The 17,949-nt window shown below is 31.6% G+C and carries 13 protein-coding genes; 6 read left to right on the forward strand and 7 right to left on the reverse strand.

The genetic code is table 11. The features are described 5' to 3' along the window. Nucleotides 1-303: 303 nt before the first annotated feature. The gene (locus tag GGR21_RS04890; RefSeq protein WP_221232922.1) at nucleotides 304-1,920 is read right to left on the reverse strand and encodes a hypothetical protein; all 1,617 of its coding nucleotides are present in this window, start codon (nucleotides 1,918-1,920) and stop codon (nucleotides 304-306) included. Between the two features lie 10 nt (nucleotides 1,921-1,930). Next, entirely contained in the window at nucleotides 1,931-2,629 is a 699-nt protein-coding gene (locus GGR21_RS04895) for a hypothetical protein (RefSeq protein WP_183306071.1), read from the reverse strand. A gap of 334 nt (nucleotides 2,630-2,963) precedes the next feature. On the opposite strand from GGR21_RS04895, the gene GGR21_RS04900 reads away from it, so the two are divergent. Next, the gene (locus tag GGR21_RS04900) at nucleotides 2,964-3,881 is read left to right on the forward strand and encodes a phage integrase SAM-like domain-containing protein (protein WP_183306072.1); all 918 of its coding nucleotides are present in this window, start codon (nucleotides 2,964-2,966) and stop codon (nucleotides 3,879-3,881) included. A 147-nt stretch (nucleotides 3,882-4,028) separates the two neighbouring features. Here GGR21_RS04900 and GGR21_RS04905 read toward each other — a convergent pair whose 3' ends face one another. Beyond that, the gene (locus tag GGR21_RS04905; RefSeq protein ID WP_183306073.1) at nucleotides 4,029-5,300 is read right to left on the reverse strand and encodes a tyrosine-type recombinase/integrase; all 1,272 of its coding nucleotides are present in this window, start codon (nucleotides 5,298-5,300) and stop codon (nucleotides 4,029-4,031) included. A 964-nt stretch (nucleotides 5,301-6,264) separates the two neighbouring features. Here GGR21_RS04905 and GGR21_RS04910 point away from each other — a divergent pair. From GGR21_RS04910 to GGR21_RS04930, 5 genes are all read left to right on the forward strand, one after another. Beyond that, on the forward strand, nucleotides 6,265-7,488 hold the full coding sequence (locus tag GGR21_RS04910) for a hypothetical protein (RefSeq protein ID WP_183306074.1): 1,224 nt from the start codon (nucleotides 6,265-6,267) through the stop codon (nucleotides 7,486-7,488). Next, entirely contained in the window at nucleotides 7,485-8,189 is a 705-nt protein-coding gene (locus GGR21_RS04915) for an ABC-three component system middle component 1 (protein WP_183306075.1), read from the forward strand. Before GGR21_RS04910 ends, GGR21_RS04915 begins: the two co-directional genes overlap by 4 nt. Continuing rightward, on the forward strand, nucleotides 8,182-10,500 hold the full coding sequence (locus tag GGR21_RS04920) for an ATP-binding protein (RefSeq protein ID WP_183306076.1): 2,319 nt from the start codon (nucleotides 8,182-8,184) through the stop codon (nucleotides 10,498-10,500). The genes GGR21_RS04915 and GGR21_RS04920 overlap by 8 nt, the downstream gene beginning before the upstream one ends. A gap of 70 nt (nucleotides 10,501-10,570) precedes the next feature. After that, on the forward strand, nucleotides 10,571-12,568 hold the full coding sequence (locus GGR21_RS04925) for a DUF4365 domain-containing protein (protein ID WP_183306077.1): 1,998 nt from the start codon (nucleotides 10,571-10,573) through the stop codon (nucleotides 12,566-12,568). A 47-nt stretch (nucleotides 12,569-12,615) separates the two neighbouring features. Beyond that, entirely contained in the window at nucleotides 12,616-13,836 is a 1,221-nt protein-coding gene (locus GGR21_RS04930) for a DUF2971 domain-containing protein (protein WP_183306078.1), read from the forward strand. A 35-nt stretch (nucleotides 13,837-13,871) separates the two neighbouring features. Here the strand turns inward: GGR21_RS04930 and GGR21_RS04935 are convergent, their stop codons facing one another. The 4 genes from GGR21_RS04935 to ilvN form a co-directional block, all read right to left on the reverse strand. After that, a complete protein-coding gene (locus GGR21_RS04935; protein ID WP_183306079.1) occupies nucleotides 13,872-15,158 on the reverse strand; it encodes a tyrosine-type recombinase/integrase in 1,287 nt (428 codons plus the stop codon). Nucleotides 15,159-15,395: 237 nt separating this feature from the next. Continuing rightward, nucleotides 15,396-16,442 carry a ketol-acid reductoisomerase gene (gene ilvC / locus GGR21_RS04940; RefSeq protein WP_183306080.1) on the reverse strand — a complete coding sequence of 349 codons (1,047 nt, stop codon included), beginning with the start codon at nucleotides 16,440-16,442 and terminating at the stop codon, nucleotides 15,396-15,398. A gap of 83 nt (nucleotides 16,443-16,525) precedes the next feature. Beyond that, nucleotides 16,526-17,263 carry an acyl-[acyl-carrier-protein] thioesterase gene (locus GGR21_RS04945; protein ID WP_183306081.1) on the reverse strand — a complete coding sequence of 246 codons (738 nt, stop codon included), beginning with the start codon at nucleotides 17,261-17,263 and terminating at the stop codon, nucleotides 16,526-16,528. Between the two features lie 87 nt (nucleotides 17,264-17,350). Then, nucleotides 17,351-17,905, reverse strand: a complete 555-nt coding sequence (gene ilvN / locus GGR21_RS04950) for an acetolactate synthase small subunit (protein WP_183306302.1) — start codon at nucleotides 17,903-17,905, stop codon at nucleotides 17,351-17,353. Nucleotides 17,906-17,949 lie beyond the last annotated feature (44 nt).

Genomic DNA, 17,949 nt, shown 5'->3' on the forward strand with positions numbered 1-17,949 from the left:
GATACAGACCCGAAGAAAAAGCATAGAAAAAGGGGCTTGTCCCAAATGGGAGCAGCCCTATTAAAGAGCAATAGGCTGTATATCAGATGTAGATATTTGTGGTTTTTGCCATATCCTGCATATATTTCTACATAATGGCTTGGTTATTACTATATTTATACGATTGCAAATATATACAGTTTATCTCAATTTAAAAGCCTATGAATGATAAGATTTTTGAAGTCTTACATTTATAGGCTTTTTATATTAATACGGCTAAAATTATTTATCTACAACTGAACTTAAATATTTGATTGTAGATAATTAACCAGAAATATATTCTAACAATTCTGCATCCACTGCCTTTTTAATAAGTCTAGCTCTTTTGGGTCCGACATTATAAATTTTAAGTATTAAATCAGACTCTGTTTTGTTATGCAAATCATCTATAGTATAAATACCTGCTGCGTTCAATTTTCTTTTCTGCCAATCTGTAAGCATTTGTAATACACCAATTGGCTTTTTAAGCATACTCTCTAGAGATTTATGAAAGGCTTCATCCTCATCCGTTATTACATTTTTTAAATTTATTACAGAAGTAAAAGCAGAATTATTTTTTCCAAATTCAGGAAACTTTGCAATCGATAAATTATTATAAAAACTTTCAGAGATAGAATGAGGATTGGACTCTAGGCTAATAATGCACCCATATTTCACTTCGTATCGAGTACCAAGTTCAGACCTAGTTGCTCTAATTCCCGAATCCATTTTTCTTATAATCCCCGTATATGTTAATAATCGCAGAGATTCATTGACGGTTTCAGGTGCATCTTTATGAATCCAAAAATAAGTAGTAGTTTCATTCTTACCATCAGCTTTTCGGACATTATTATACTTGACTATTGAAGGGACAACACTTTTTTCCAGAAAATCTCTACCCCAATCTATTAAGACTTTATGTCCCTGATATTTATCTCCTAAATCGGTATGTTCCGCCCATATCTTATTTCTATAAAAATCCTTGATAATTTGCTCTACATTTCTAGAATTAAATGGAGTTATATCTTGTAAAGTTTTTAATAAAAAACGAGGATTTCCCCCACAACAATACGCTAAAGTTATAAATAATGAAATATTGTTTTCTATGGCTTTCTTTAAGCTGTCATCTGATTGATTAAATACTATTTCTTTAAAATATTGTAAATAGTTAGAATCTCTAATATCTCTTTCTAGTTTCAGATATATACAATCATGCAAAGGTTCAAAAGATTTTCCAAAATATGTAACACCTGGATAAATTGCAGCATTACAGGTTATATAAGGAGACCTAAGATCCTTAAATAAACTAAAAAATTGCCTTTGTTGCTCAGGCCGAAACACATGAGCTGCCTCATCGAATAGAAAATAGATCCTTTCTAAATTATTTTCTTTACAAATTAATTCGATTGCCTCTTTTACGTCCTCAATATCAGGCAATGCATCTATATTTATAGAAGAATGATCTTTATATGATTTTTCATATAATTTTACAATCTCTTTTAGACTTTTAGAAACTTCTTCATCATTTTCTTTTTCATCATTACTTAATAAATTTGCAGAATGCTGATTTATTATAATCCCTTTTTTTCTCAAAGTATTCATGAGTCCTTTTAAGGTTTTCGCAAGCATCCAATGATAAAATTGCAGTTTATCATCAGTGCTTATTAAGGAACTAATATTAAACGACATATAAACACATATGCAGTTATTATGACTCTCTTCAATTTCCAATTCTGTAAGTCTTAAAAGAAAAGATTTACCTGTTCCTCGAGAGCCTTCTAGCAGACATGGGTCTGGTAATATGAGAGATTTAATTATATCCTTATCTTGTTGACTAATAACTGAAAGACTTTTTATATCTTCCAACTTAATACTCTCTGTTCTTAAATAGAATGTAGACATAATAATTTTATTATTTAGGTCCTCCCATGTAGACTCGAATATGCTCTATATGAGATAACTCCGTTAGTAGAAAATCTAGATTATCTTTATTTATAGACTTAAGATATCTTGCCGATAATGAAAAAAATATAATTTCTGAAATTTCTTTAAAAAAATAGAAGAAGTCTTTTATTAAGGTTTCATTATATTTTAGTTGGAGCCCACTTTTTGTCCATGTTTCATTATTTCCATGAACAAATTCTGACAAAGATCTATATACAGTAGAAGCTCTTTCATTAAATGATTCAACATATTCAGTTAAATCAGCATTGAATGCATTTGTAAATCGTTTCGACAAAATCCCATCTACTTTATCAATCAGATTATGCCATTTTATGTCTTGCTTTCCTTGTTGCCACTCTAAATATTCTAATCTATTTATAGAGTAATGTACAGACCCTAAAATTAATTCAAAACTTAATCTTAGACATGAATATGATTGTCTATACAAACCAATGGTTAAACAAAAAATGCTTGTTTCTAACTGTGAGATTGCGTTTTTTAATATATAGACGTCGTCATTAGACTTCACAATTTCCTCTGTATAATCAAATATACAACTTGTTAGATAATGAGATTCTGCAATTAGCCCTTCATGATGCTTTAACGTTTCAGTGAAGATAGATTGAGACTGAGAATTAACATTGTTAAAATATTGATTTATATCCATGTGTATGAGAATGAAGTCTAATATTATTTATACTAATTATAAATGTAAATATAATTTAAAAATACAAAAAAAACAATCATTATATTTCAAAAAGAAAGAAATGAGTATTTATATAAATGAAAGACAATTTTAATATGACTGAAGTATGCCTATACAAATCTTAGTGTATCTCCTTGAATGTTTAGTTTAACCCTTAATACTTTCCTAAGATTTATGTAATTCAAGAGTAACTTAATTATTTTTTTTCAAACCTTCCCTATTTTGACCTCCTATTCTTATAAAAATTAATCAGTCCCAAGTGGGATTATGTATAACAATTAAGTTTTATAAGAAAATGAACAAAGAATTATCAATTTCAGAAGTCATCGATTACTTAATCGAAAAATTCAGTACACAAGTTAGGATCAAGAATGGTCGTGAAGTCATCGGCTCCACCAATGCCAAGGACTATAAGATGCTGAAAAACTCATTGGAGAAGTTTGTATCAGAAAAATATAAGAAGCCACTTACATCCTATCAGTTTCAGGATATAGATACTCATTTTCTCATTGATTACATTTCTTTTCTGGAAAGACGGGCTGCCGACATGGGCACAAAAGGTGCCATACCCAACCGATTGAAGAAACTTCAGGCTGTCTTCAATCATGCCCGGGAAATGGGAGTTAAGAACGCCGATTCATCCATATTCAAGAATGTATCAGAAGAAATGAAGATATCTGAGGTAGCTCCTTTAATTCTTTCTGCTGACACTATGCATAAGATAGAGAACATTGATCGCTCGGCCTTTTCCCGTACCGAACTGTTTCATGTTGACCTGTTCCTCTTTAGTTTATATACCGGCGGCATGACTTGTTCCGATATGGCTTATCTAACTTATAGCCAGATCAAAAAGGGCATAATTACCTGCGAGAAGATGAGAACCCATAAGACAGTTATTGTCTCTCTTATCACAAAATCTCAGGATATAACAGATCATTACCGGAATAAGTGTTATTCCAATTATGTCTTACCCATATTTACAGCAAAGCATCTGACAGAAAAACAACAGCGTGAAAGAATAGACCGATTGACATTTAGCGTTAATAAGACACTGATCAAAGTATGTAAACAAATTAAGTTCCGAAAGAAAATAACATTGGGCTCAACACAGGCTGCCTATATAGCCCAGATGCTGAAGTCTGGGGTTGATCCATTCTACATAGCCCAAAGTACCGGATGCACAACAGAATATATCTGTAAACATTTTCTATAATATTATACTATTCTATTTATATACTGAGAGTCTTTGTGAAAAGAGTATATTGATTGTAAACATTAATGATTTTAAAGTGTAAGTACAACAGTGCGGCTTATCATCAGCTGCACTGTTTGCTTTTTCATATGTTAGTATTACTTATACTTAGAACAGTTCATTTAAGTGTTTCCTCATTTTCTCCTTATTGGTATTGATATAGTAGTATTTATAAATAGTCTGCGGATTATTACCAACCTGTTCGGCTATCTGTAAAGGATGATAACCCTCATCGATCAGCCTGGAAATAAAACAACTGCGGGCTGTGCCCCAGGTTACTCTTTCCGTAATGCCCTGATACAGGCATATTTTCTTGAGTGTCTTATTTACCTTAACGGTAAGCCTTGATACCAGCTCATATCTGTTCTTCTCTGACTGGTTGCATAACTTGAATATCGGAAAAATATAATCCATACAAGCTTCTTTCCTGTATTTTTCGATTAAGTCTTTTGCTTTGTCTATTAATACTACACGGACCTGCTTATTACACTTTATGCGTTCAAAAGCTATTTCGTCATTCTTTATACATTTACGGGTAAGATAACATATGTCGATATTGGATATACCTCCGGCATAGTAGCTGAATAAGAATAAATCCAGATGAAATCTCTCATACTTCTTTAGAAAAGACCTGTCCATATTCTCTAATAACTGCATGGATATATTCGTTACGGCTTTGGGAATGAAGAAACGGGATTTGAACTTATCCCGTATAGGTTCGAAGACGGACAGGTTAACTCCGTACACATTATACTTCTTTGCATAGGTAAAAGTAGCATGAAGGTACTTTAGTTTTGCATAAATGCCACCGTTATTTCCTTTCTTAGCACCCTGTTGCTGGATAAAGACACCAAAATCCAAAATGAACTTCTCTGTTATATCCCGGAACAGGTATCTTGAAAATTCTTTCCGGTATTTTAGCTTGGTAAACTTTTCCAGAGATCTTTTCAGAAATCGATATCCTCTGGCTGTATTGGAACTGGAAATCGTTATACCGTTCTTGACACGTTTCCGGTGTTCAAAGTAATTGACAATACGGTCAAGAATAGCCGAAACGCTAACCTGCCGGTCCTTATACTTTTGGTTATCATCATAATAATGGGATAGCTCAGCGGGAGACCAATCCTTCTCTTCACATTCCCACCGTTCGGCAATTTTCAGATATTTTAGGATTGTTTTGCGGAGCAGATGATTCTTTGAGCTGATTTCGGCTGTATTTCCGATGAAACATTGTCCTTTCTGATCCCAGTCCTTATACAGTCCGGAGATACAAATGGTTTTGGTGATCCGTGAGTAACTTGTCCGGTAAAATACAAGTTTCAGACGGACCATTTCGATGTCTTTTGGAGTTCGGTCTCCTTTGAGTCGGATAGAAAACATAGTTGAATAATTTATGTGTTAGTACTGTAAAATTTCAACTAGGCGACTATCTCGCCTTAACAATTTTGAAAGCCTAAAATGCAAAACAATGTAAAAATAAAATGAAAAGATAGGACTATTTTAGGTTTATGCAGATTTACGGGTCAAAGTCCGTACTGGAAACGCTGAAAACCTATTATCCTACAGTAACTTACAAGGAATTAGCTATATATGTACGAAATAGCAGGTTGTCATCACGACAACCAATTAATATATGGAATATTAAGTTAATTCTGGATTTCTATTATTTTCATATTATACTTATATACTGTCTGTTACAAAAAAAATGAAATTTTGAGGTCTTTGAGATGTCAATTAGTAAAAAACACAAAAATAAATCTAATTGTTAACTTTTCAACCGAAACAGTATATACAATATAATACCCAGAAGGGTATGCAAATGTAATAATCTTTTTGGAATAGTACATAGAGGAAGCCATATCTATTTGAGTAATGCCTCAAAAGATTTTATAATGAAAGCATATTTTGATCTGTATATATTCTAAGTATATGAATTGACACATTCCATTAACAAATAGAAATGCAAGATTCTTGAGATTTTGACGAGGTTCTTTTCGAAGTATCTAATATTATAGTAATTCATCATGAGCCTTCCTTTGTTATTGAATACTCTTTCAGTCAAAAGTAGTTTTTAAATTTCGTTCAAGTAAATGTTAAATTTAGATTAAATCTAAGGTTGAAATTTTAATTATATTCATTACATTTACGAATTAACATGATAAATCACAAATACACTCAAAGGTTTATGAGACACGAAAAAACAAGTAAGACATCAGCTGATTCTTTTTTAAGAATTGAAGTAAATTATTATCTTATATAAAAGTATAAGATTATTTAGGGATGGCTCTATTTGTTTTGTAATGGAGGATATTTTGAGTGTCTGGAAATTAAAAATATTGAGTTAATGAGTTGGGATGCATCACCTACTTGGTCTGGCTATATCTTTCAAGGAGAGGTAGCTTTATGTAAAGCGATTGAAGTTATAAATTGTGTTGAAAATCTTCCAGATGACTATTGTTTAAAGATAGAAGAGGAGGAGGATTTTTCTTTGCATGAAATTGACAAGCAAATATTCCAAGTGAAGGCTTATACAAAGCATAATTATACAAAGTATAAAGAAGCATGGGGGGATATGATGAGACGTTATCCCGCTAATTGTGAGAGAAACTATCTTATATTACACAAAGAAGATGTAGATTGTGATAGTTTTGGAGAGATAATAGAGAAAGATAAATTAACGTCTAATGTAATATCTGGGATATATACTCTTAATAATGTTTGTACAAAACTTGATGATGAGATAAAAAAACTACTTATAGCGAATCATATAAATTTAGTTGATGCAGATATCGCGCTCAAACGAAATTTTTGCTGTGAAAAAATATATCAATCAATCAAGAAAAGACATCAAAATAAAACGCCTGAGTCCATATGTCTAAATAGTATTAAAAAGTGGATATTAGAAGATTCTTCCCTTGCTTTAACTGAAGAAATTGTTTGGTATGAAGCTACCAAAATATTTTTTGATAATATCCGAGTTGGTATTGAACATTATGACATATCTGACCCTAATGATAAAATTAAGATAGAAAAGTTAAATTTGGCTATTAATGAACTAGAAAAATTATCTATACAGGAAACAAATAAATTATTGGATGAACATCTTTTACCACATAAGCGATTAGATAAAAATAATTTGAGAGCTACATCTATGGATTTGATTAATAGTGCTACAATCAAAAATGTGATACAGAATGCAATAAAGAAGATTCAACTTGCCCCTATATATAAAACTTTACAATATATTAAAGCAAATGATGACTCTACTCGATATCAATTAATAGTGCATAATGAAGATTTTGATTTAGAGGATATTGCTAGCAAAATCGATTTTCAAAAGCATTGTGAATTGATAAATAATCAACCTGTATCAAAAGATATTGATTACTTCGTAACTCAATCTTTAGAAAAAAACAAAGAAGAAGTAAAGAAGCATTTAGAAAAAGTAACAGAAGTACCTTCCGATTATAAAGAAGATGAAGAGGCGAGTTTGAACTTAGAAGAGAAGAAACAATTTGCATTTAGAACAATCGAAAATACAATAATAGACTTAAACGGAGAATTATGAAAGAACTAATCAATAATATCATTAGAGACAATCAACTAAAAGTCATGATTGATAATTTTTATGATGTGGATATTATATTTTCTTATTTTGAAGATAAAGAAGATTTTTTCATTTTTCTATTTTGTACTTATTCTGAACTATCACAAAAAATTAATAAAGACAATAATAATGAGAATGATATTGAATATGCTTTAAATTCATTTGTATATGAATTTAAAAAGAATAGGTTAAATGATTTCAGAAATCGAAATATTGATAATAATCTATCTTTAATCATTGTGATAGAAGAAACTAGTAAAGATATGTCCCATCTGTATAAAATTGAAGAGAATTCGATCATTTCTAAAAAATATATTTTATCTTATGATAAACAGGAGCTCGAAAAATTAAAAAATGAAATTGATGACTCTCAAAACATAGTCAATGTATTTAATGAACTTGCAATAAAGCACAGTAATAAATTACAAAATGAAGAGGAAGCATGGTATAATCTATTGTTAAAAATATTTATAAAAATTCCCTTTTTAAACTATGTCTCTACTATTAATACAGAAGTAAATAAATTAGAAAAGCTTGAAGACTTGATTGTTCAAGAATTAAGTGTAGAACAACATTCAATATTAAATAAAATATTGAATGTGTATAATCCCAATGACATGGATTTAGAACTATTTATATCATTAAATCAAGACAATGAATAACAAAAATACACTTAGAATCAACTCATTATACGTAAAGAATTTTAAAAGTATAACAGAGGCTTCATTCAAATTTGATGAAAATAATTTAATTATTTTTGATGGACCAAATGGATATGGAAAAACAACAGCATTCGAAGCAATTGAAATTATTCTTTCAAAAACGCCTCGGAAATATAGAACTATATTGATAGATGCAAAAATAGGCTATACCAATAGTCCAATTCATAATGATGAAAACTCTCCCATTGAACTTATGTTGCATTTAAACAATAATGGAGAGTCTTTATTTATAAAACGATACTTTGAAAAAGCTCCACAGAGAAAGAGTCAAGATAATAACATAAGAAATATATTTGAAACATCTAAGCTCTTTATCAATGAAGAGGAAAGCACAGAAGATAAATTAGAAAAAAGATTAGATTTCCCTAATATAAATATCTTATTTAATGTTCTGAATTATGTGGAACAAGATGAAAATACATTCTTTCTGAAAAAGAATCCAAAAGAAAGATATAAAGAGTTATCTTCTTTATTAGGTGCTGAAAAAGAATTATTCCAACTTGAAAAAATAAAATCTTTAGAGAAAGAGTTATCAGGTTTAATTAGACAAAAGAAAATAGAGCGGGATAATATTATAGAAAGGAATCGAGAGATATTAAGTTCCGAAACCTTAACCATATCATATAAGCAATTTATTAAAGATAAAGTTTTTGCATGGGATCAAGAAAATATCGTGAATACTGATATTAACATTAGAAATAGCTATTTATCAGAGGTTGAAAAGATAAAATATCTATATTCTAACAAGGGCTTATTAAAAGAAATCTATGACTGGCATAATATACAAACTTATATAGGTGATGATTTCTTAGATAAATTCATTAGTTTTTACTGGAAAATAGAAAATTATGAGGTTCTTAAGGTTGAACTTGGAGAAAGAAGACGGAATGATTCTATATTAAAAAATAACCAAACTCTTATTGAGGCAATAGACCAACTTAACTATAATTATCTTAATCAAGATTCGACTTGGGAATATCTGAAAGAAAAAGGTATTAATATAGATATCCCTAAAACTAAATTAATTCTGTTTATCGCACAAAGGGAGGCTCTTGGTGCACAAAGTAAAGTGTTGAATAATTTGAAGAATAAACGAATCGAATTATTATCAATACAGAGGGAGCATAGATATCTAATTAATTTGGCAGATGGTGAATGTCCTACATGTGGATTTGATTGGGAATCATCTGATATATTGATAAATCATATACAGCAAACAGAACAAAAAATATTTCAAGAATATAATGTCCTAAATGTAGAGTTTGAAAAGCTTAAAGGAGAAATAAATTTTTTATTAGAATCTTTTAGAGATAGACTAATAAAAGACAGTGAATTAATTACAGAAATAACAAATAAATTTATTACTTATGATAGTTTTGCTTATCTAGAAGATATCTATTTACAACAGAAAGAAAAATTCGATGTATTTCTAAGCGATATGAATGAAGATGATAAGGTATCTATAATTTCTTTGGTTAATAATCGGATACAAGCAGACGATCAAAATAATCTAAAAAATAGCATTCGATTTATTATTAATCAGAAAAAGCCTAGCATAGATTCATCTATCAATACCTTTCAACTGGTTAATGATTTTGATGTGTATTTTCAGAATAACATACAAATATTAAATAATATATCAGAAAAAGATATTAATGATAAATCATTATACATAATAACTCAGTATAATTTGGCAATTAATAGAGACCTTAATAGTCTCAAAGATAAGATCGAACAGCAAGAATCTTTTCTTGTCAAAGTACAGGGGATTATAAAGATCTTTGATAACGCAATAAAAAACTATACTAAGAATATTGTTGATACAGTAACAATACCATTTTATATATATACAGGAAAAATACTTCAGCGCCACTCTTTAGGTTCCGGATTAGTGTTAGATTTAGATGTTAGTAAAAAAGATCCTCAACTAAAAATAAACCCGACTGGAAGAGATCAAGAAGTATCCTACACTCTAAGTTCAGGCCAATTATCAGCAACTGTTATTTCATTAATGTTAGTATTAAATAAAGTCTATAGCAAATCTAAGTTTGGAACTATATTAATTGATGATCCTTTACAGACCTTAGACGAGATAAATACTCATTCTTTAATTGAAGTTTTGAAATATAATTTTTCTGATCAGCAAGTTGTACTATCAACACATGAAGATAGATATTCAAAATTGATTAGATATAAATATGATAAATTTAATTTACTCAATAAAAATATTAGAATGAAAGATATCTTTTGATTATTCTATTCAATTAAGGTTTTACTAACTGTTGTTTGAGTGGTTCTATGTGATTTACTAAATTAAGAATATGAGTTTTTATACCCGTCCCAAAATAGATTTCAATGCCGAAAGATCTGAAAAATCAGTATTGCTTGTTCGGCAATTCTTTTTAATGGAAAATGGATTTGTATCAAGAGAGATTGATGGAACAAAGGACTATGGTGTTGATATCTATACAGAACTTGTTGATTCTGATGGCCCGATGGGAGTATCGTTCCCTATTCAGATCAAAAGTGCAAAAAAAGGACAAATAATAGAAAAGAAAAATGGAGATTACATTTCTCTTCAATTCAAAACAAGCAGGTTAGGATATCTATGTAATCATATTCCTTATTATGGGTTAATTGTATATTATGATGAATATACTGAATCTCTCTATTTTGATTACGTATGGAAAATATATGAACGCTTAATGTTGATAAAAGGAGATGATAGTTGGAAAAACCAAGAAACAGCTATTATTCATATTCCTATTGAAAACACCCTTTCTAAAGACTCATTACTGGAAATTTACAATACTTTCTCAAATATCTCAAATAATCATATTAGCTTAATTAAAGACAAGGGGGCAGAATATGGACTTAATTATATAGAAACTAGATCTAACATAAGTAAAGAGAAGGCTTTAGATAAAAATCAAGTAATAGAATATTTAGAAACCAGTGGAAAGGATTTGATAGATTCATATAAATTTGAACAAATCATTCAGATAATAGAAAACTGTTTATGCTATAAGGACTATAAAGATCATTATTTGATACATTTCTTAGCTGCTATATCTTACACTAAATTAGGTATCTATATAGAAGCGAATGTTTCTTTTTTGAGATGTCAAAAGTATAAAGCTAATTTTCATGAAGGTTTATGGGAGATTCTTGAATTAGTAAAATTTGAGTTGGATTATGGATTAGGAAAATACTCGTCGCAAGATGCATTGCTGAAATTGGGAGAGTTGAAAAGCCATGTTGTAGATATTAATAATATTGCTTCTATTGATCAAATATCAAGCATGATCCGAGTTGGGGAACAAATTGGCAAAAAGGAATTTAGTATCAATGAAGTAGAGAAATTGATGGAGGTATTCGAGATTATTGAAAATAATACAGATAGTGAAAACCAAAAATATTTTCAGAAAGTATTTCAATCAGAAAATTTGTTATTTGCAATAACTAGATTACATGCCGATTTTATAAATGATGAAAGACTTATAGATAAATCTGAGCCCTATCCGAAACATAGGAAAAACCTATATGATTATATAAAGAATAAAATTGTATTCATAATAAAAATCAATACAGATGCTTTAGAATATTCCTTAAAAATAGAAGATAAATTTTTAGAAGCAACGACTAAACACAATATAGCAAGAACCTATTTTTCGATAAATTACACACTGTTTATTGATAAGACAGAACTAAATCATAAGCAGGGATTCATTAAGTTAATGGAAGATAGTATAAAACTTGCGATTGAAAGCTATAACCTATTTTTAACTTTATCAGTAAATAAAGAAGCGTATCTTTCAATAAGAACAGTTTATGATTTATATCGTTTAACAAAAGAGTATATAAATACCAATTTGGATTATTTAATTACTTTGGATGAAATCAATAAAATAATAGAGAGCTTCTCCGAATATGATTTCTATAGTAAATATGGTTCAACTATTGATGAATACTGTATGACATATAGTCATCATCAATATTCGGACAATCCTCTTCTAGAACAAACAGACGAAGATATTGAGTTCTTAGCAAAACGTTATATAGAAATACAAGGTCTACCTCAAGATAGAATTCAGAATCTGAAAAATGAAATGGTCAGTTATCGAATATTTTTTCAATTCTGCAATAACCCAGATTTGATGTTATTTACTAATCAAAATAAAGTAAATGATAATGAACTTTGGGAACTTCCTTCTATGTATCAAATAAGGAGTCAGCATACAGGACTCATTTGTGCAGAAGGATCTGATGTCAAAAAGATGTTAGCTTCAATAGGAATTGACACTAGTACTAATACATAGACGAAAAGTCTCTTAATAAATAATAAATTAATACACTCTTATATGTTATGTTAGACATAAAAGGTTCGAAATATTCTTCAAATGATTATAGAAGTCGAAATTTCAAGGGGGATTGGACTAAACATTTTATAAATGACTACGTAACATCTACCCTAAATAAAGGTGTAATAGAAGCACAAAAAGAGTTCACTGGCTATAAAGAAGAACACCTACCCTCTCAATTATACAAATTTATGCCACCGACTGTGTATAGTCTCATGAGTTTGCAACAACAAACCGTCTATCTATCATCTCCACGTAATTTCAATGACCCTTTCGATAGCTACTTATGTGTAAATCGAGAAATATTTTTAAAAATGTACATCTTAAATAAAATTAAAGATATTGGAACAATATCAAAAAATGGTACACCTGATACTCTGTCTGAAGAAGAATATTGGAATGTGTTTTACTCCCATTGTGAAGGAGAAAAAAAGAATTATAATCGAGGTCCATTTTGGAAAACATTCTGGGAAATAACAAAGGGGAAATCAGAGGACTTTATGTATCTGTTGGGCATAAAGTTAATGGTTGAAGCGCAAAGAGAGTGTGATTTAAGAATGGATTATCTTCGTAATACAATGTTTCGAATTTCTTGTTTTTCATATTTTGAGGAAGACAATGAGCTAATGGAAAATACAACAATGTGGTCTCATTATGCAGATAATCACAGAGGATTTTGTATAAAATACTCCCTAGATGAAATAAATAACCATAAATACAAAGATATTCTATCTTGTGGCCTATATCCTGTAAGATATACAGCAAGGACACAAGAAATAACTCCCTATCAATTGCTTAAAGTAGAGCAAAATTCAGATAGTATAGATATAAAGATACAGCAGAAGTTACTTAAATCTTTTTTAACTAAATCAAGATTTTGGAGCTATGAAAAAGAGTGGAGGCTTATTGTAAGCGAGGAAGATTCATTTTTGTTCTATGAAAATAATATACCTTTTCTGAAGATTAATGCTATCTACTTGGGTTGTAGAATCGACCAAAGCCTAAAAAAACTCCTCGTTACAATAGCAGAAGATAATGGAATATTAATATACCAGACTAGACAATCTGACAATAAATACAGCCTAGCTAACTATTCTATAAATAAAACAAGTCTGTTATCGGATGAAAACTATCTTAAACAAAAAAAAGTAATGACAATTAAAAACGAAAATGAAAAAAGGGATAGATTAAGGCGAATAGATAATGATTTTCAGGAGAACCTTTAAGTTGTACCTTTTAATCATTATTTCAGATAAGTGATTCAAAACATTTCATTCATATGCTTAAGCACATCATCCTTATGAGTTTGATCCCAATAATGCTTATAGATTGTATTGGGACTATTCCCTGCAAATTTTGCTACGGCAATAGGATGATAACCTTCATCAATCATCTTAGTGATAAAAGTACCTCTGGCAGCATACCAAGTAAACTCTTTTTCAATCTTTAGGATTCGGGCAATTTTCTTCAAAGTCCTGTTCACTTTCTCTCTAAGACGTATTATTCGTTTCGTTTGTTGGTATTCACTCTTATGCTTAGCTGTAAATATCGGCAAGACATAGTTCTGATAGCATTTGTCTTTATATTTCTCTACAATTACTTTTGCCTTATTATTAAATGGTATTTCAGCTTCCTTTGGAAATTTTGTACGTTCATAAACAATCATACCATCGACAATACAATCCCATGTCAAGTAACAAACATCTACGCTGGCCATGCCTCCAGAATAAAAGCTAAACAGGAACATATCAATCCAAAAGATTTCTTTTTTGCTGAATTGACTTTTATCCATTTCTTCAATCTGTGTAATAACATCATAAGATATTGCTTGTGGAGGGTTTTCTTTTCTTTTAAAATGAGGACTGACACACTCGAATATTTTCTTGTCAGCATGAGGTTGTCCCATCCGATTCGCATAATAAAATACTCCGTAAAACTTTTTTAGTCTTTCTGGAAGAGAGGCATTTGTTCCTTCCCGGGCTCCTCTTTCCTGAAGATATTGGACAAAATCTTTCAGGAACTTCTCGTCAATATCCCGGAAATAAAAAGAAGAAAAACTCTTATCATACACCTCTTGAGTAAATTTCTGTAATTGCAAACGAAGATAATAGTATTGACGGGCGGTATTAGCACAAGATACAAACTTGCCGTTTTTCAATCGTTTCTGGTTCTTTATATCCTCGATGATAATGTCAATACACTGCGATATCGGCATCACCTTTACTTTTTTCACTTTGGGAGTTTCTTTATTATCAGCATCGAAGTAATGAGACCATTGGACAGGTGACCATTTGATGCCTTCGGCTTCCCAATCCTCTGCTACTTTTTGATATTTGAGTCTAAGATCGAAAAGAATTTTGTTCTTGCTGATAGCATCTTTAGACTTAGGCCTAAAGTTTTGTGCTGTCTGATCCCAATCTTCAAACCGTCCGGTTAAGTTCAACGATTTTGATACTCTGGGATAGCCTGTCTGGAATAAGATCATATCCAGTTTTACCAACTTACTGTCTTTAGGGTGTGGTTTTCCTTTGAAGTTAATTGTATACATACTAAGTGGTTTTAATTGCCATTCATGTAGAATTAGTTTCTACATATTATTCTACATGAGAATAGGGCTATACCACAAAAAAGGTTTACTCCGAGTATATTTTAGTATATAACCCGTACGAGTAAACCTTTTAAATATCTTACAATCTTTTAGTTACAGATATTACTCCGTATATCTATGAAAAAGAGGCTGTTCGACTTTTGGGACAGCCCCTCTTCTATAATAAATATGAACTGATCAGTTGTTTTCCGGTCTCAACTTACGTACCACTGCACCTGCGCGCCACATTTCGCTTTCGCGAAGAGCTTTCAGTTCTTCTTCCAGCTTTTCACGGTAGTCAGGTTTTGAGTTAGTGTCGATAGAACGCTGAGCTTCATTTCCACAGGCAACTTCTTTATAAAGTTTTTCAAACACAGGTTTTGTGGCATCATGGAAAGGTCCCATCCAGTCAAGGGCACCACGTTGGGCTGTAGTAGAACAGTTTGCATACATCCAGTCCATACCGTTTTCTGCGAATAGAGGCATTAATGATTGAGTAAGTTCTTCCACTGTTTCATTGAACGCTTCTGAAGGAGAGTGTCCGTTTTCGCGAAGTACCTCGTATTGAGCCTGAAGGATACCTTGTATAGCACCCATCAGTGTTCCCCGCTCACCTGTAAGGTCAGAATAAACTTCACGTTTAAAGTCTGTTTCGAACAAATAACCTGAGCCTACACCTATACCCAGTGCAATAACACGTTCTTTGGCACGTCCTGTTGCATCCTGGAAGATAGCATAGCTTGAGTTTAATCCACGACCTTCCAAAAACATACGGCGAAGACTTGTTCCCGATCCTTTAGGTGCAACAAGGATAACATCTATATCTGCCGGAGGAATAATTCCTGTACGTTCTTTATAGGTGATACCAAATCCATGAGAGAAATAAAGAGCCTTACCTGCTGTAAGATATGGTTTGATGCGTGGCCAAACTTCTATTTGAGCGGCATCTGAAAGAAGATATTGGATGATTGTTCCTTTTTCGGCAGCTTCTTCTATTTCTAATAGTGTTTCTCCCGGTACCCAACCATCGGCAATAGCTTTTTCCCATGTTTTGCCACCTTTGCGCTGTCCTATGATAACGTTGAAACCATTGTCACGAAGATTTAAAGCTTGTCCCGGACCTTGCACTCCGTAACCGATGACTGCAATGGTTTCATTTTTTAATACTTCTCTTGCTTTTTCCAATGGAAATTCGTTACGGGTAGCCACTTGTTCTACTACTCCGCCAAAATTCATTTCTGCCATTTTTTTTCTAGTTGTTTAATTAATTAAAATCAGTTATTTGTATTTTATTTATTTCTATATAAATCCGGTTTATTGTAAACTGTTTATCTCCAAATTACTTTTGCCGAACAAACATTCGTTTGTTCATCTCTCATTTCAAGAATAAAGACACTGTCTTCCTCTTCACGCTTCAGTATATCCAGCCTTTTTCCATAATGCGCTTCGGAAATGTAATTAACCTCGATGCGGCGTATTTCCTTTTCACGAAACATATCTATATCGAAAACGTCGACAAAGTGTTCGATATACTTCATGCTGTTCAGGTGTTTGTTTATATCCACATCGCTGTATTTCACTACAAATTCTGCTGCTTGTTCATAGTCATCTTTCAATGCCGGAATTTTACTTAAAGCATCTATTGGGGCTTCTTTTTCACTATTAATATAATCTGATAAACCGTACAGTTCCATCAGATTTGTTGGCCTGCGGGTTTCCAGATCGATAGATGCCCATAGGGAACGGGCATAGCCTAAAGGTTTACCATTTTCATCCTCAAAAGCAAAATGCCGTTCTGTGAACAGGCGGTTTACGCTCACAATCCATGTTTTGATAATAAAAACTGTATCGTTTTTAGGATATTCATGCACTTGTATCGCCATACGTGATAGTACCCATACCCGTTGTTGCGATGTCATATCGGAATAGCCGAACCCCCGTTCTTCAGCATGTTTTGTTGCAGCCTGCAACAAGAATCCTCCAATCATAGGCAGAGTGGCTTTTCCTCTGAAATCCGTTAAATACGCGTCTATCGTGAATTCGTATTTTCCAACAAGTGCTATCATAAAAATTAAGAATTAAAAATGAAAAATTAAGAATTCAAAGTTACAAGGTAAAATTATTATTTGCATAATAAAAGAATTTTTAATTCCTCATTCTTCATTCCTCTTATATTTCCTATCCAGTTCAGCCAGCATATCGCTCAGGCGTTCTATTTTCGATTTGGTGATCGCCACCCGTCCCGAGCGAATGAACTGCAACACACCGATGGTTTTGCTTAGCTGTTCGAACAGATCCTGTGTTTCCTGATAATGTCCTGTTTTTTCCAATACAACACTGTTTTCGTTAATATCCAGTATACGTGCATTATGGTTGCGTACAAGTTCTTCTACAGACGATATTTTCAAGAATTCGGGTGTAGATAGCTTATAGAGGGCGATTTCTTGAAATACCAGTTCATCATTCGTATTGTAATATGACTTCAGGACGTCTACACGTTTATCTATCTGAAGGACTACTTTCTTGATGGTTTCTTCGTCACAGAACACGGTGATGGTGAATTTATGTATTCCTTCGAGAGCTGATGCCGATACCGATAAGGTCTCGATATTCAACTGGCGCCTTACAAATACACTGGTTACCTGACTTAGCAATCCTACGGTATTTTCTGAAAATATAGTTATTGTATATAATGTTTTATCCATGATGTTAATTTGAAAATTTGAAAATTAGCATATTAGCAAATATTTAA

The sequence above is a fragment of the Dysgonomonas hofstadii genome, from assembly GCF_014196915.1.
GTDB lineage: Bacteria > Bacteroidota > Bacteroidia > Bacteroidales > Dysgonomonadaceae > Dysgonomonas > Dysgonomonas hofstadii.

Bases quoted from the DNA above. Each gene is read 5' to 3' on its own strand.
- GGR21_RS04890 (WP_221232922.1), bottom strand. From the start codon at position 1,920: ATGTCTACATTCTATTTAAGAACAGAGAGTATTAAGTTGGAAGATATA.
- GGR21_RS04895 (WP_183306071.1), bottom strand. From the start codon at position 2,629: ATGGATATAAATCAATATTTTAACAATGTTAATTCTCAGTCTCAATCT.
- GGR21_RS04900 (WP_183306072.1), top strand. From the start codon at position 2,964: ATGAACAAAGAATTATCAATTTCAGAAGTCATCGATTACTTAATCGAA.
- GGR21_RS04905 (WP_183306073.1), bottom strand. From the start codon at position 5,300: ATGTTTTCTATCCGACTCAAAGGAGACCGAACTCCAAAAGACATCGAA.
- GGR21_RS04910 (WP_183306074.1), top strand. From the start codon at position 6,265: ATGAGTTGGGATGCATCACCTACTTGGTCTGGCTATATCTTTCAAGGA.
- GGR21_RS04915 (WP_183306075.1), top strand. From the start codon at position 7,485: ATGAAAGAACTAATCAATAATATCATTAGAGACAATCAACTAAAAGTC.
- GGR21_RS04920 (WP_183306076.1), top strand. From the start codon at position 8,182: ATGAATAACAAAAATACACTTAGAATCAACTCATTATACGTAAAGAAT.
- GGR21_RS04925 (WP_183306077.1), top strand. From the start codon at position 10,571: ATGAGTTTTTATACCCGTCCCAAAATAGATTTCAATGCCGAAAGATCT.
- GGR21_RS04930 (WP_183306078.1), top strand. From the start codon at position 12,616: ATGTTAGACATAAAAGGTTCGAAATATTCTTCAAATGATTATAGAAGT.
- GGR21_RS04935 (WP_183306079.1), bottom strand. From the start codon at position 15,158: ATGTATACAATTAACTTCAAAGGAAAACCACACCCTAAAGACAGTAAG.
- ilvC (WP_183306080.1), bottom strand. From the start codon at position 16,442: ATGGCAGAAATGAATTTTGGCGGAGTAGTAGAACAAGTGGCTACCCGT.
- GGR21_RS04945 (WP_183306081.1), bottom strand. From the start codon at position 17,263: ATGATAGCACTTGTTGGAAAATACGAATTCACGATAGACGCGTATTTA.